13 protein-coding genes, 3 pseudogenes and 1 riboswitch are annotated in these 15,775 nt (G+C 38.5%); of the genes and pseudogenes, 8 read left to right on the plus strand and 8 right to left on the minus strand.

What is annotated here, in order from left to right:
- The first annotated feature begins 33 nt into the window (after nt 1-33).
- The gene (locus VSAL_RS21405; RefSeq protein WP_012552269.1) at nt 34-477 is read left to right on the plus strand and encodes an Lrp/AsnC family transcriptional regulator; all 444 of its coding nucleotides are present in this window, start codon (nt 34-36) and stop codon (nt 475-477) included.
- Here VSAL_RS21405 and VSAL_RS21410 read toward each other — a convergent pair.
- Nucleotides 474-1,157: a cation transporter gene (locus VSAL_RS21410; RefSeq protein WP_012552270.1), complete on the minus strand. Its 684-nt coding sequence runs from the start codon at nt 1,155-1,157 to the stop codon at nt 474-476. The two genes, VSAL_RS21405 and VSAL_RS21410, sit on opposite strands and share 4 nt — an antisense overlap.
- Nucleotides 1,158-1,307: 150 nt before the next feature.
- On the opposite strand from VSAL_RS21410, the gene VSAL_RS21415 reads away from it, so the two are divergent.
- Complete coding sequence (locus tag VSAL_RS21415; RefSeq protein ID WP_012552271.1) at nt 1,308-2,192, plus strand: LysR family transcriptional regulator; 885 nt, start codon at nt 1,308-1,310, stop codon at nt 2,190-2,192.
- A gap of 135 nt (nt 2,193-2,327) precedes the next feature.
- On the opposite strand, the gene VSAL_RS21420 is transcribed toward VSAL_RS21415, so the two are convergent.
- From VSAL_RS21420 to VSAL_RS21430, 3 genes and pseudogenes are all read right to left on the minus strand, one after another.
- Nucleotides 2,328-3,302 (minus strand): GGGtGRT protein, encoded by a 975-nt coding sequence (locus tag VSAL_RS21420; RefSeq protein ID WP_012552272.1) that lies wholly within the window; start codon nt 3,300-3,302, stop codon nt 2,328-2,330.
- A gap of 14 nt (nt 3,303-3,316) precedes the next feature.
- The gene (locus VSAL_RS21425; protein WP_012552273.1) at nt 3,317-4,009 is read right to left on the minus strand and encodes an iron-sulfur cluster assembly scaffold protein; all 693 of its coding nucleotides are present in this window, start codon (nt 4,007-4,009) and stop codon (nt 3,317-3,319) included.
- A gap of 224 nt (nt 4,010-4,233) precedes the next feature.
- A riboswitch (Fluoride riboswitch) is annotated at nt 4,234-4,298 on the minus strand.
- 294 nt (nt 4,299-4,592) lie between these two features.
- A pseudogene (locus VSAL_RS21430) lies at nt 4,593-5,414 on the minus strand (LysR substrate-binding domain-containing protein); the annotation flags it as partial.
- Nucleotides 5,415-5,489: 75 nt separating this feature from the next.
- Here VSAL_RS21430 and VSAL_RS21435 point away from each other — a divergent pair.
- The 4 genes and pseudogenes from VSAL_RS21435 to VSAL_RS21450 form a co-directional block, all read left to right on the plus strand.
- The gene (locus tag VSAL_RS21435; protein WP_012548955.1) at nt 5,490-6,683 is read left to right on the plus strand and encodes an IS91-like element ISVsa9 family transposase; all 1,194 of its coding nucleotides are present in this window, start codon (nt 5,490-5,492) and stop codon (nt 6,681-6,683) included.
- 312 nt (nt 6,684-6,995) lie between these two features.
- Nucleotides 6,996-7,223: pseudogene (gene tnpB / locus VSAL_RS23480) on the plus strand (IS66 family insertion sequence element accessory protein TnpB); the annotation flags it as partial.
- Nucleotides 7,224-7,294: 71 nt separating this feature from the next.
- Nucleotides 7,295-8,782 (plus strand): IS66-like element ISVsa2 family transposase, encoded by a 1,488-nt coding sequence (locus tag VSAL_RS21445; RefSeq protein WP_012549008.1) that lies wholly within the window; start codon nt 7,295-7,297, stop codon nt 8,780-8,782.
- Between the two features lie 20 nt (nt 8,783-8,802).
- Nucleotides 8,803-9,450 (plus strand): annotated as a pseudogene (locus VSAL_RS21450) (SLC13 family permease); the annotation flags it as partial.
- A gap of 61 nt (nt 9,451-9,511) precedes the next feature.
- On the opposite strand, the gene VSAL_RS21455 reads toward VSAL_RS21450, so the two are convergent.
- Nucleotides 9,512-10,474, minus strand: coding sequence for a hypothetical protein (locus VSAL_RS21455; protein ID WP_012552274.1), 963 nt, complete (start codon nt 10,472-10,474; stop codon nt 9,512-9,514).
- A 638-nt stretch (nt 10,475-11,112) separates the two neighbouring features.
- On the opposite strand from VSAL_RS21455, the gene VSAL_RS21460 reads away from it, so the two are divergent.
- Entirely contained in the window at nt 11,113-11,691 is a 579-nt protein-coding gene (locus VSAL_RS21460; protein WP_012552275.1) for a class I SAM-dependent methyltransferase, read from the plus strand.
- A 5-nt stretch (nt 11,692-11,696) separates the two neighbouring features.
- On the opposite strand, the gene VSAL_RS21465 is transcribed toward VSAL_RS21460, so the two are convergent.
- The 3 genes from VSAL_RS21465 to VSAL_RS21475 all read right to left on the minus strand — a co-directional run bounded on the left by VSAL_RS21465 (nt 11,697) and on the right by VSAL_RS21475 (nt 14,410).
- Nucleotides 11,697-12,824: an HNH endonuclease gene (locus VSAL_RS21465; RefSeq protein ID WP_012552276.1), complete on the minus strand. Its 1,128-nt coding sequence runs from the start codon at nt 12,822-12,824 to the stop codon at nt 11,697-11,699.
- Nucleotides 12,825-13,053: 229 nt separating this feature from the next.
- Nucleotides 13,054-13,881, minus strand: a complete 828-nt coding sequence (locus tag VSAL_RS21470; RefSeq protein WP_012552277.1) for a CPBP family intramembrane glutamic endopeptidase — start codon at nt 13,879-13,881, stop codon at nt 13,054-13,056.
- 178 nt (nt 13,882-14,059) lie between these two features.
- Entirely contained in the window at nt 14,060-14,410 is a 351-nt protein-coding gene (locus VSAL_RS21475) for a rhodanese-like domain-containing protein (RefSeq protein WP_012552278.1), read from the minus strand.
- A gap of 210 nt (nt 14,411-14,620) precedes the next feature.
- Here VSAL_RS21475 and VSAL_RS21480 point away from each other — a divergent pair, with 210 nt between their 5' ends.
- Nucleotides 14,621-15,733: an NADH:flavin oxidoreductase gene (locus VSAL_RS21480; RefSeq protein WP_012552279.1), complete on the plus strand. Its 1,113-nt coding sequence runs from the start codon at nt 14,621-14,623 to the stop codon at nt 15,731-15,733.
- Nucleotides 15,734-15,775: the final 42 nt, after the last annotated feature.

Consider the following 15,775-nt stretch of genomic DNA (forward strand, 5'->3'; position numbering starts at 1 on the left):
TAAAATAAAGTAATTGCACAAGGTTTAGTCGCTATGGATAGATTTGACGAAAGAATATTGCAAGAGTTGAAATTGAATGGTCGATTGACCAATGTTGAGCTGTCTGAGCGAATTGGATTATCGCCATCAGCGACACTACGAAGAGTGCAAGAATTAGAGCGTAGCAATACGATTCAAGGTTATCGAGCGGTATTAAACCCAAATAAATGTGGGATAGGATTTATTGCTTATGTAACGATTGGGCTATCGAATCACAGTAAGAAATCACAAAAAGAATTTGAAGCCCAAATCATGGATTCTAAAGAAGTGGTTGAATGCCACAATATTACGGGTTCCAATGAATATTTACTTCGCGTTGAGACTGAGAGTTTACAGTCTTATAAGCACTTTCATTCAAATGTGCTTGGAGAAATCTCTCAGGTCAACGCGATTGGAACATTAGTGGTGATGGACACGCCTAAAGACGAACGAACTTAGACGTGTAAGCACTTTGCTATCGTGCAGTTTCGACTTAATTTGTGTAATTGCTTCGTTGAATTCAATATCATTTTTACTGGTACAATAATGAAATAAACGGATGCAATAACCACCATTGTTGGATCCGCTAATTTTGCGTATTCAGCGTATGACGTCAGCAATAATATTTTCGCAGCCATAAAGCCCACAAATACAGCGGCACTGATTACGGTATCCATTAACCATTGTTTTGCTTCTGCATCAACTAAAGCAGACTTAACTTCACGACCTTGTGTTTTCATTACCCAATAGCTGGTGTAACAACCCACCATACTAAAGGCACCAAACGCGAGGGCTATGCCTGTATTTACTTCTCTACCGCCTTGCATAATTGCTTGAATTGCAGCAATAAATGACAGTACACACATTAAGGTAATTGCGATCCCTTTAAGTAAAATAACTGAAGACTCAATTACCTTAACGCGCTTAATATTTTTCGATATATCTTCTTGTCTGATATAAAGTACGGCCGCTAACGAGATTAATGTTAGACCTAAACTTACTAATGAATACACCCCATCAAAAATAATCACTAACGAATGAATCAACGTACCTAATGCGATGCCTATAATGGCAAACAGTAGTGCTGAAAATGTTGAGACAAGTAACAGCTGCCTCTCTTTTCTAATTAAATATGACATATTTTACTCCATCGACTTATTTTTCGTCTTTTTTATATACGTAACTCATAATATAACCAAAATTGGTGATAGGATAATCAGTCAGCGTCAGGTTATTCGTCGCTTAATGCTTTTAATATTTATCACCACTGCCATTATAGAGTTTAGATCATGAAAACCAGTCAAATTGAAATGTTTTTATATACTGTTGAAATGGGGTCAATTGCAGAAGCAGCCCGCAAACTTCAAAAAAGCAGAACTACAGTCAGTGCCGCGTTAAATGCATTAGAAGATGAGCTTAATACCGTCTTATTAACTCGCACAGGAAACCGCATTACTCCAACAGAAATAGGCGAATCCCTTGTTCATGATTTTCAACGAATGTCACTGATCAGCAATGATATTGAAAACAAGTGCTTTCAATACAATAACGGGGTCGCCTCTACAATTCGTGTCGTTCGTGATGATGCATTACCTGAAGTGGTTTGGCGTCAAATATTAGGTAAAATGAGTCGTAAATTCCCAAGCACCAGTATTTCAATTTATGTCGCCCCTTCTCCTGAATTAGAAGAAATGGTTGAGCAAAACATTGTTGATGTTGCTTATGGTTTACTGCCTATAAATAATGAATTATTGCATGTACAGCAAAATGAATTAGGCCAAATACGAATGATGTCTGTCGCCCATAAAGATCATCCTTTAAGTCAACTCAGAAAAGTGAACTTAACCGATCTTGAAAGCAATACCGAAATCATAGTAAATTATATTGATGAAGATGGACTAATGGTCGTTGAACCAAAATCAAGTAAGTATATTGCACTTACTTTTTATGAACACTTACGAGATGCAGTATTAGATAAAACAGGTTGGTCTTCAGTTCCTTCGCTTTTAATCAATGAACATTTACGAGATGGGACATTGAAAGTGCTTAAACATAACCGTGCGATGAATTGGCAATCTTTTGCTGAAATGACAAAAGCAACCATGCCTCGTGGCGTCATTATTGATTGGTTATCAGAGCAAGTAGAAGATTATTTATTGGAAGTGTCTGAATAGTCGTTATTTATAGATAATCAGGTAGGATTACAAACCATTAAAAAATTTAATAATCCTCTGCGAAGAATACCCCCCTCGATACCTTCACAAAGAATCATTAGGTTAGAAATAGAAGCTATCTCCAACCTTTTTTATTTATCGATTTAAACGTTGGTCAACTTCAACCGCAAGCGCAACTGATGCACCAACCATTGGGTTGTTCCCCATACCAATAAAGCCCATCATTGCAACGTGTGCAGGAACAGATGAACTCCCTGCAAATTGTGCATCCGCATGCATTCTGCCCATCGTATCTGTCATACCATAAGAGGCAGGACCCGCGGCTACGTTATCTGGATGTAATGTACGACCCGTACCGCCACCAGATGCCACTGAGAAATACGGTTTACCTTGTGCTAAACGTTCTTGTTTGTAGATACCAGCAACAGGATGTTGAAAACGAGTAGGATTGGTTGAGTTACCCGTAATACTGACATCAACTCCTGCCGCATGCATAATTGCCGTGCCTTCTCGCACATCATCAGCACCATAGCAAAGGATGTCACCGCGTTGTGTTTGTGAAAAACGTTTTCTGCTTATTTCAACTAACTCACCGGTTTGATAATTAAATTGCGTTCTTACGTAAGTAAAACCATTGATACGAGAGATAAGGTACGCTGCATCTTTACCTAAACCATTCAACACAACCCTTAATGGTGTATTACGTGATTTGTTTGCATTAAGTGCGATTTTTATCGCGCCTTCAGCAGCAGCAAAAGATTCATGACCTGCCAAAAAAGCAAAACATTGAGTCTCATCAGATAATAAACGAGCCGCTAGAGCACCGTGACCAAGGCCAACTTGACGTTGCGCTGCCACGCTGCCTTTTTTACAAAATGCTTGTAGACCTTCACCAATAATATTCGCTGCCGTCGCTGCACTGCCGGCCTTACGATATAACGCCAATGCCGAGCCCAACGTGTAAGCATCGCATGCATTATCAAAAGCAATTGGTTGGGTATCAATGACTAATTTTTTAGGATCAATATTCATTTCAAGACAATAGTTATACGCATCATCTAATGTAGAGAAATTCATTTCTTCAAGTAGGGTTTGGATATTCGTATTCATAATGATGGCCTCAATTATTCTTGACGTGGGTCGACAGTTTTTACCGCTTCAGCGAAGCGTCCATAAGTACCTGATGCCGCTTTTAATGCATCATCTGCAGATACACCCTTACCAATATCAGCCATCATTTTTCCAAGATTCAAATATTCATAACCAATCACTTCGCTATTTTCATCAAGGCCTAAACGTGTCACATACCCTTCAGCAAGCTCCATGTAACGAACACCTTTTGCGCTCGTTGAATAGCTTGTGCCTACTTGGCTTCGTTTGTTTTTACCTAAATCTTCTAAAGCAGCACCGATCTCTAAGCCGCCTTCTGAGAATGCAGATTGAGTACGACCGTAAGCAAATTGAAGGAAGATTTCACGCATCGCAACGTTAATTGCATCACACACTAAATCGGTATTCATTGCCTCTAAAATGGTTTTTCCGGTAAGAATTTCGGCAGCCATCGCAGCAGAATGCGTCATACCAGAACAACCGATCGTCTCAATCAGTACTTCTTCGACGATGCCGTCTTTTACGTTAAGGGTAAGTTTTGCTGCACCTTGTTGAGGAGCACACGCACCAACACCATGACTTAATCCTGAAATCGCGATGACTTCTTTTGGATTTATCATTCGACCTTCAACAGGGATAGGAGCTGATGGGTGGAGATCGCCTCTTTGAATAGGGCACATGGTTTGAATTTCTGATGCGTATTGCATAATATTTTCCCAATGATTAGGAAAACAGGTGTAGGAGGGCATTGATAACCTACAGACCAAGAGCGATCAACTCGAACTTAACTACTTGCTAATCAATTACATCGGAAAACATTATGCAAGGCACAATTATCTACGCAACATGGCATTGTCTCGCCAATTATAATTGATCAGGTCATTGTTGAGTTCGGTTTATTAAGACCGTTCAAACAGATACACCTGTTCTCTTTACTGTAGGAGTCATCAGCCAAATTGGCGGTTAAGTAGGTGGCACCCCATCACCTTGTACGCCTTTATATTAGACCTACATCACACTATTGTGCAACAACGTTATTAGATTAAATTCACATAAAAATGTTGCGTTTTATATTCATATAACCATAAAGAAAAAGAGTCTACTACAAAATAACGCTTTTATCTTACTCGTCAAACCCACGCTATTAAACTGATTATTATAATGTTTTTACCATTAACTTTTGTCCTAAATAAACCACATCCACTTTTGCATAACCCAGTGCGACCGCTTCAAATTGTTGACTTAATTCATGGGCATGGGCTTTATTTCTTATTTCACAGCTGAGATCAGCTATTTTTTCTTTTGGTACATCGTATCAAACTCAGGAACGTGCTTCTCCCAGCACGGAGAATCGCCAATATGCTTTTCAACAGCAGTAATAAACTCCCTCACTAACGCCGTTTGTTTTCTATGTGGATACAATGCATACAACGCTGCACCTTGATCGCAAAGTAAATAATGAGTAAGTAATGGCTTTAACTTCATTTCAATTATTGAACGTTCAAGATTTGAAGAATATACCATCGCATAGCCTAAACCATCTTTCACCGCTGCTAACAGCGTTCGTACATCACTAACTTTATAATTTCCTTTCATTTTATAACTTTTAAACTGAGTGGAGTCTGGGCTATCACTCAGTTTCATCGTATCGACAGTCAAAGAACCATTACTGTAAATGACAGAAGGTAAGCACTCCAACTCTTCAGGTTTTTTCGGCTCTCCGTACTGCTTAATAAAGTCCTCCGAAGCAAGGATAACAGGACGAATATCAGCAAGTTTCTTCGCAATTAAATTTGAATCATCTAAACGCCCTAATCGAAAAGCAACATCAAAGTGATCAGATATAATATCCGTCCGCTTATCATCCATTAAAAGGTCAATTTCAACGTCTGGATACACTTTCATAAACTGACTAATAACAGGATGGAGGTATTGTTGACCAATATGTAACGGAGCCGTTATACGGATGCGACCTTTGAGATCGGTATGATATGAATCAGCAATTGATTTCACATCCCCTAGCGTATTCAGAAGTTTATGTGCCTGATCTAAAATATCCTCTCCCGCAGGCGTTAATGAAAACGATCGCGTTGAACGATTAAGCAACTGAACAATAGGCGCCTACGGCGCAAATCAAAAGGACTCAACCTCTTCCATTGTTGCCAATAAATCGTTTATCCTATCGCCATGCACGCATATAAACCCCTGAAACAATTATTTAATAGTCAAAATAACTGGCTTAAATTTCTTCATAATAACAAAGCTAACCTAAGAGCGGTCGTGATTGAAAATGTCACAAAGATGCTGTCCTGTGGGACAGCGGCTTTTGGCTCTCGCGAATATCATTGTTGCAACCCTGACTGTACCCATATCAAATATATTCACCAAACCTGTAAATCTCGAGCGTGCAGTAGCTGTGGCATGAAAGCCACAGAGCGATGGATACAAAAGCAACAACATGTCTTCCCTGAATGCGAATATCAACACATCACCTTTACCCTTCCAAACACGCTATGGCCTATCTTTCGTCATAACCGTTGGCTGTTAAATAAATTATTCAAATGTGCTGCAAACATTCTGCTGGGATGGGCAAAAGATAAAGGAATAGATGTCGGTATCTTTTGTGCTCTTCATACTTACGGTCGAAAACTGAATTGGAATACGCACTTACATTTATCGGTCACTCGTGGGGGAATTTGTGAACGTACCGGTTTATGGAAACCCATTTACTTCCAAATGAAAACGACAGAGCCTTGTTGGAGAGCGGCTATCGTCAGTTTATTGGGTAAGGCTTATTATGAGCTTGATTTATCAAGCGAAGAATGCCCCTATATCCGTAATAAAACGGATTGGTCACGCTTTTTAAGCAGTCAATATAATCGTCGTTGGAAGCTTCATTTTGCTAAAAAGACAAATAATGTAAAACCGACGATGAACTATCTTGGTCGGTATTTAAAACGGCCCCCGATTTCAGCGTCACGTTTAAGTCATTACGCCAAAGGCGGAATGATAACGTTTAATTATTTAGACCATCGAACAGGAACAACAGACAGCCTAACATTATCACCAGAAGAGATGATAAGACGGATAGTAGAGCACTATCCTGATAAACATTTCAAGATGATCCGATACTACGGTTTTTTATCAATGCGTCGTCGTGGAGAAGCTCTGCCTAGAGTTTATGCAGCTTTAGGTATGACAATAGAAGCTGAGCCGAAAATGCCAGGGTATGCCGCAATGTTAAAAGGATATGTAAAAGTAGATCCGTACGAATGTATTTTATGTGAAAGTCGTCTGGTGTTTACGAATTTCCGAGTCGGAAATTCGGTCAATGATTTAGTCACCCATGCGATAGTTCAGTCAGAATTGAGGGCAGCATAATAAGGTTTGTAGGATAAGTGTATCTAAAACTCATGAAATAGGGCTAAAACAGTTATAAAATCCCCGATAATTATATTTTCGATACCTTTTAAAAAAACAGCGATGGTGAAATTGGCTTTTTTAGACGGGCCAATGCTAACTCAGCAACATTCAAATTCCTTACCTTGGACTCTTATTAAAAGGGTATCAATCATGAATGTATTTACTGATGTTTCCACCATTTATCTTCATCGTGATTTTGTCGATTTTCGCAAGGCCATTAATGGCCTTGTCGTGATTGTTGAGCAAGAAATGTAACTATCACCGTTTAGTGATGCTCTATTTATATTTTGCAATAAGCCTCGTGATAAACTCAAAATATTGTATTGGGATAAAACAGGATTCGCTTTATGGTACAAGCGATTAGATGAAGACCGCTTCAAATGGCCACGAAATATAAATAACGATACGTTAGCATTATCAGAGCAGCAACTGACACTGCTATTACAAGGTTTTGATATCTTAGGACATCAACCGGTACATTATCAAACAACCCTTTAAATAGTTGATTCTCAGTCAAGAATAGGAGGCAACCGATTGATTACCTGTATTATCGTTATATAGTCATCTACATGACTGATAAAATAAAACCACTTCCTGATACCATTGACGAGCTGAAAGCACTTGTGCTTCAGCTTGAAAATAAATATAACCGTCTTCTAGAGCAATTTCGGCTGGCTCAACATCAGCGCTTTGGTAAAAGCAGTGAATCTGACTCGACTCAATTTGATTTATTCAATGAAACAGAAGAAGAAATCATCATTGAAAATGATGACACACAAACGATTACCTACACTCGTCAAAAGCCAAAACGCCAACGCTTACCTGAAGACTTACCGCGTACTGTTATTATCCACGACATAAAAGATAAAACTTGTAAGTGTTGCGGTCTAGAGATGCATGCGATGGGTAAAGACATCAGTGAAAAGTTGGAATTTGTACCAGCTAAAGTGGAAGTTATTCAACATGTTCGTCCTAAATATGCTTGCCGAAATTGTGAAAAAAACAATACTTCAGTAGACATTAAACAAGCCCCAATGCCAGCGTCACCAATCCCTAAAGGGATTGCGACCGCAAGTTTACTTGCTCAAATTATTACGGCTAAATTTCAATACAGTCTTCCACTTTATCGTCAAGAAACGTTATTTCAGCAATGGGGTATCATTATTGGACGGCGAACGATGGCGGATTGGTTAATAAAATGCTCGGTACTATTTACCCCTCTTAATAACGAGTTACATCGTATTTTGCTTGAACAACCCACTCTGCATTGTGATGAAACAACGGTAAATGTGTTGGATGTTGAAAAAGCAAAATGTTATATGTGGGTCTACTGCTCTGGCTATGATTCTCCAGGCTCTGGTGTTTTGCCTGGAATTGTACTTTATGATTATCAATCTAGCAGGCATGGCTACCATCCAGTTAACTTTTTAAAAGGTTATAACGGGTATTTACATACCGATGGTTACCAAGGTTATGAACAAACTGAAGCGATTTTAGTTGGCTGTTGGGCACACGCACGTCGACGATTTATTGAGGCTCAACGTGTTCAAGTAAAAGGGAAAACAGGGAGTGCAGATTGGGTATTGAGTAAAATCCAAAAGCTATACCGGATCGAATCGTTATTAAAAGAGGCTTCCCCTGAAGCCAAGTATGTTGCTAGGCAGACAGAAGCCCGCGATTTACTTAAAGAGCTCCGTGATTGGCTTGATAGCGCAGTTAGTCGAGTATCACCTAAAACAAAATTAGGTGAGGCGATTAGCTATACATTAAATCAATGGGATAAATTAGTTCGTTATATTGATGATGGATTGTTATCTATTGATAACAATCGAGCAGAGCGAGCGGTTAAACCGTTTGTTATCGGCCGGAAAAACTGGTTATTTTCGGGTTCAACGGCTGGTGCAGATTCAAGTGCAATGCTTTACAGCATTGTAGAAACAGCAAAGGCAAACGGATTAATCCCTTACGATTATATTAGGTATTGTCTAGATCGTTTATGTGTTGGATCGCCAGATATCGATTCACTTTTACCTTGGAATGTAAAAGACAAGGTGTAGTTCCCCGCACGCTTACAGTGTTCCAACTAAACCATGCGCCAATCGCTTGGGATAAAGGCAAAGTAGTGACATTAATGATTTTCTCATTAACCGTTATCCTTTGGGTATTTAGTAAGCCAATCAACGCCATGCTCGGTGGTTTTGCAAAGTTCGATACGTTAGTCGCTTTATTAGCGATAATCTTGGTCGGTTTTGCTCGCGTTGTAGAATGGAAAGACATTGAGAAAACAACCGATTGGGGCGTATTGTTGTTATTTGGAGGTGGTATTTGTTTAAGTAACATCCTAAAAGCAACAGGAACCAGTGCTTTCTTAGCTCATAGCTTAAGTGACATTTTATCTCAAGCGGGTATCTTTTTTACTATTTTAACGGTTGCCGCGTTTGTGGTGTTCTTAACTGAATTTGCCAGTAATACGGCCAGTGCTGCGCTCTTAATTCCCGTGTTTTCAGGCGTCGCTGAAGTCCTTGGTATTTCACCTGTCGTGCTTTCTGCGATGATTGCAATATCAGCGTCTTGTGCCTTTATGCTGCCCGTTGCCACTCCTCCCAATGCCATCGTATTTGGCTCTGGTCATATAAAACAATCTGAAATGATGCGTGTGGGTATTTATCTCAACCTTGTTTGTATTGTTGTGTTAACGGCATTTGCCTCCATATTTTGGGCATAGTTTACGTTTCATCGGTTAAGTAATACAGATGGCCTCTGCTAAAAACAGAGGCCATGTTGTTTTAACGATTTACGTATTCATTCCAAAGCTCGGCATTTGGATCATTGTCTTGAATCCACTGAGTATTCGCTCTCGCATTCAAATAAAGCTGTAAACCATCAAACAAGGCAAAGGCCATTGGCCCACCTAAATGTTCAAACTCATCAAAAAATTCATCTTCTTGCTCAACCAATAGAGCCAAACTGACACAGTTATTTTTAATCGCCCATTCAATCGCCTCGGGTTGTGCAATTGATCCATCAACAGAAACAGGCACTAGAGGTAATGTGTGTGTGGTTTGTTTTAGTTGCTCTAACTCTTGAATATCAAGCTTATCTTGCTCTTGAGTTAAAATTTCATTAATGATGGTGTTACGATCTCGACTTGAGATCTCTCGGTTAAATTTCGCTATTTTTAATGCGTAACCAAAACGATCAGACCCCACTATTTCAACAAGCGTCTCTAATAACACCAAATCCAAAGACAATGCTTTTACGTGATGCTCAATACAGGTTTGAATGCTTAAATAGCGGATACCATCAAACTCATAACCACTGCTTTCGTCATAGCCATCTAATGCTTCATTATCAATGGTAAGATCCCAGCCAGTGTACTCTACTCGCGCTTTGGCAATTTCATACATAGGCCATGCACTTTTACCAAAGCCTTCTAGAATTGCCCCATCAAATTCTGATTCCGCCAATTCTGCCTCTGTCCACTGTAAGCCAATACCTAAATGCTTCGCGTATTTGTTCATAAGATCATGTTTTATCTTATCTCTAAACGACCAAATAGATTCAGACACACCCGCCGCCGGCAGTGATAAGCATTCTTTACATGCAGGAAGCTCTATCCCTTGATGGGTAATTTGACGGATCTGATGCGTCGCTTTTGGAAAAGAAAGTAAATCGAATGAAGGCTCCCCACAAAACCAACAGACATGTCTGAGGTTAAAAGGAATATCAATAAGAGAGTAATGAGACATGGGTTTCCTAAATAGAGCAACATCGTATAGGCGCTAAGTGTATAAGACCTCGCTGATGAACACACTCAATTTTGAATCCATTTTGAAAGGAACGAAGCCATTTACGGTTAATAAAATAAATTAACAATAAATGACCCGATAAAACAAGAACACTATTCTTTTTCTCTCAATGTACGGAACGTATTTATTGCCATAGGAATTAACACAATGGCTAATCCAATAATTAAACATTCCATAAACACCATAAAAATGCTTTGAGTTTCAAACATATGAATCCCTTTATCTATTTAGCCGTGTCACCTAGCGCTCATTGGTACTTTGTGTACCTATTTATTATTTGAGCTTATTTATTGCAAACCAGTGGATAAACTGATTTATTAACGGGTCCATTATGTAGCATTTTATTCGTAAAATGAATGGTGGTAACGCTGAATATTTACAATGCATATCACACTTTGCATTTTACTATTAACTTAATAACATAATTAACTACAATTAGTTTTGTGATTAAAGGCCTAATTCAGCAATAAAAACAATGATGCTAAATAACTTGAAAGGGAAAATGAGAGATAAGCACTTACCATGAAAGTAATTATTGGTACTATTTAGGGAATGATAGGCCGAATAGAATAAATGATATGACTTACACTTATTACAATAGAAATGCACAAGATTTTTTTGACAATACAGTAAGCATAAATATGTCTTCTATTTATGATAACTTCCTCTCTCTCTTACCTGAAAAAGCCCATATTATAGATGCAGGATGTGGCTCTGGTCGTGATACTAAATATTTTTTAGATCATGGTTACTCTGTCACTTCCTTTGATGCTAGTGAGCAGTTAGTACACCTAGCAATGGATTTAAGCAATCATCCCATTCAGCATTCAACATTTCTAAACTTTTCAATAACCCCAAAAAGCCAAGACGGCATCTGGGCATGTGCATCTTTATTGCATGTTCCTATGAAACAATTAAAAGAGACATTATTTCACCTTGCTCAATACCTAAAAGATGATGGTATTTTTTACTGTTCATTTAAATATGGTCATAACGAAGTGAAACACAATGGTCGTCATTTCACTAATTTAAATGAAACAATACTTAATGATCTATTAGTTAATCTCCCTATTTCAATAAAAAAAACGTGGATAACCGAAGATCTTAGAGCAAACAGAATAAATGAAAAATGGTTAAATATCATACTCGTTAAATAAATGATTTATAAACCTTTAAACAATATCGCACGATGATGAGCTAAATATTTGTGATGGTGATGATGCACACTGAAAGCCATTCCTTCTTTTAGCCCTAAAACTTCCGGAGCTTCGAGTTGACTAGAAATCAATAATTCACCCGACTCTCTAAATGAAATAAAACCAAGATCAAAAGCTTTATCTAAGTTAGCAAGCAACAACAAACCATTATATTTATCTAAGCGCTCTTCATTATTAGCCTCTCGCCATGGTTTGATATGAGAAGCCACTAACATTTGCGTATTCTTGTAACCAGTGATCGAACAACCCTTCCACATTTCAATTAATTGTTTTCTGAATGTTCCCTGCCCCATGCGAGCATTAATCATAATTGATTTTTCAGTTTGATTAAGTTTATTGTCTACAACAATACCTTGTATATCCGCTTGTATATCTACATGCGATAAATCGGAAAGAAAACGTTGGTATGAATTTAATGCTGCGCTATACATACTGTTACCCCTTTCATTAAATTCTTTGAATTTTTCTAATGAACGGGCACTTTGAGAAAGGCGGCAAAACTCACGAAAAGATTTAACTTCAGTTAACGGTTCTGTAATAAGGCTTTCTTGTATCATCCAATTAGAAATCGACCCTTTAATTGCTTGAGAATAATTTTTAGCTGTTTTCTCAGACTTTCCTACATCCAGAAGCCATTGAACATAAAGATCAGATAAATCAGACAAGTTTTCGATTAATGCATCTTTGCAATCATTAGCAATAATTGGGCTCTTGAAATAATCAAATAATTCATCATCTAGATAAGCATAATCTATTGCTTTACTTGAATATCGTTTAACCAAAGAACCATCAATATCAGCCTTGTAAGATAAATGCCAAAAGCCTTCACTTTTAAGGTGAAAGAAAGGATTTTCTGGTGTGTCTTTATCTTGGCTTTGTTTACGTTCATTAAAAAAATAACTAAAACGCTCTTTTAATATTACAGTCAATTCAATTCTATTTTCATGGATATAGCCAGCTCTAATCAAATCCATTACAGCTAGCAACATGCAAACTTTATGTGGACTTCTATGTCCATTTTTACTGTTCATATTAAGGTTACGGAATTTATCTACATAAAATTCAACAGACATACTTCATCCCTATTCTATCTGACCTCATGATTAAAAGGCTAAGATCTATTACAAACAAGCCTTCAAACTAAATGATTAAAAAAACACTGCAATAACTCAATTTAAAACAAAAGTCAGTAAGTAAAACATCGTAATATTTACTGACTTTCCCTTACATTTCATGTCCTAATAACTTTACCTATATTGCTATTTATAAAACAGACCTTTACCACATTTATTATAAATAAACCTACTTCATCATCGGATACGTAAAAAACACCAGATGGAAGAAATTGAACAAGAAGTGGAATAACACGGCAACCCACAAGCGTGAGCTGTAATGGAAAGCTAAGCCGTAACCAACACCCGCTAGCGTAGCAAAAGCAACCAAGAGTAAACCGCCGCCAATGTGAGCTAAACCAAACAAAACACTGGCGATGGCGATGCCAACTATCCAACCAAATCGCTTACTTAATGATTGTTGTACAAAACCACGGAAGAAGGCTTCTTCTGCAACGCAGGTGAGTAATAAATTGTTTAACGCAAATAACCACCACCAACTTGGCAGGCTGAATTCAGGCTTTAATGCACCTAATCCCCATGCCATTGGTAACAAACTAAATAATGGGATAGCGGTAAGTAGAATCGCTTTTTTATTGAACGTTGCTTTGCTTCCCAATATTGCAGGATAAGCTAATAACAAACCAAAGAAGATAAACGGCTTATCAAGGTTCAAATACATCGTAAATGGAATGCTTAGTGGCCCAGAAACAACCGCGTCTAAAACTTTTGCGTTCGTAAACCCCGGGATTAAGTGCAGAAAAAGAGCCACACACCAAACAAAGATAAAAGCATACGCACCAATCTGCCATTTATGCTCTAAGCTTGGGGCCCTGTAGGCAACAAACAAACCAACAAGCATACCGACTAATCCAGATACGGTTAATCGTTGTTCTATAAGTGCGCCAACTAAGGTTAATCCGAGTAACCCTAAACTGACTTTTGTTTGTTGAATAAAAGCCAATGCAATCGCCAACGCAAGTGGCAGCCAAATCCACATCGATAAATCTAAAATCATAACAAATCCTTTAAAATAATAATGACGTCTAAACGCGTCTTAAAAGTGAAACGAAGATTACTCATATGTTGCAGCAATGGACAGCAAAATACGCTTATTCATCATTATTTTTAACCCTTTGCGTCGGCTAATGGCAGAAGTGCTCTGTATACCCACCACTTTAATGAGTAAACGTTTATTATTGAGTGGGTTGCGACACTTCCATTTCGTCCAAACTTCCTCCGTTATACACCTGAGTAAACCCTGCTTTTTTTAAATAACTCATCGCTTGACCTGAACGATTTCCGCTACGGCAATAAACAACAATTGGCGTTTGTTTGTCGATATCAGAAAAGGCTGTATTGATGGTATCTAAAGGAAGGTTTGCTGCCCCCTCTAAATGTCCTTGATTAAATTCGCTAGGGGTTCGAACATCGATCAATAACGCCCCCTGCTCTACCAGATCCCAAGCTAATTCACCACGCTCTGATGCCCAACTGGTAAAAGAGATCATCGCCAATAATAAGTACAACCCTGCCTTTATTCTCATACCTTCATCCTTTTTATATATTCAGTGACTCATCGTTGAGTCAATACCAAACAATATACTTTTCACTTGATGGATATGCCATTATTTTAATCCAGATTAAAGAACTGTATCCATATTGTCGTTATATTCACGCTGTCTCATCAAATATCACAAAAATGAACAAGAAAAGAACAGCCATGATGAAAAATAACGATTTAAAGAGGATTCCACTTGAGCACTTTGTTTACTGAAACCCATATTGGCAACATGACATTAAAAAACCGTTTTATAAGAAGCGCGACGTGGGAAAATATGGCAACAGAAGATGGGCACATGACAGATAAGTTATACGCCATCTACGAGGAACTCGCTAAAGGCGACGTTGGGTTAATTGTCACCGGCTATGCCAATATCGTCGAAGAAGAAAAGCCAAATGCTGGCATGATGGGAATGTACAATGATTCTTTTATTGAGGAATATAAAGTACTGACCGAATTAGTGCATAGCCATGATTCAAAAATCGTTATGCAGCTTGCTTATGGCGGCACAAAAACGACCTACAATGTCGGTGAAAGAGTCATTTTCGCACCCAGTGAGGTGTGCGAAAGAGGCACTCTAACCTTAGGTAAAGCAATGATAAAGGATGAGATCGATTACATCGTAAACGCCTTTGCTCAAGCAAGTCGAAGAGCGCAAGAATCTGGCTTTGATGGCGTTGAAATTCATGCTGCACACACCTATTTAATCAATCAGTTTTTAAGCCCATACTATAATCGTAGAGAGGATGAATACGGCGGCAGCTTAGACAATCGCATGAGATTCTTGCTAGACATTTATACTGAGATAAGAAAGCGGGTTGGCAATGACTTCCCTATTTTAGTGAAGCTCACTGCCTCTGAGTTTTTTGAAGGCGGTTTGACCTTCGACGAAACACGCCTCATTTGTAAAAAACTGGAAGAAATTGGCGTCGATGCCATTATCATTTCAGGCAACATTCATGGTAATGCAAGCGCTATGATTGGGGAGTCATTTGATGGTTATACCTTGCAAGAAGAAGGCTACTTCCATGAATATGGGGATGTGATCAGTAAAGACGTGACTGTTCCGGTAATTACCGTAGGTGGGTTGACTGATATTGACGCAATCGAAGCGATGGCGGCGAACACCAATATTCAATATTTTGCTTTATCACGTCCTTTGCTTGCTGAGCCTCAACTCATAAAGCGTTGGAAAGAAGGTAATAGAGCCGCTGTTGATTGTGAACGATGCTCAAAATGCCGAACCAGACGTGGCAATTTTTGTGTGGTGTACAAAAAAAGAAAGCCGAAAAAATCTCAAGACTAATCAATAAATAGCAAAAAGGGTTGGCACAATGGCCAACCCTTC

Source organism: Aliivibrio salmonicida LFI1238 (genome assembly GCF_000196495.1).
Taxonomy (GTDB): domain Bacteria; phylum Pseudomonadota; class Gammaproteobacteria; order Enterobacterales; family Vibrionaceae; genus Aliivibrio; species Aliivibrio salmonicida.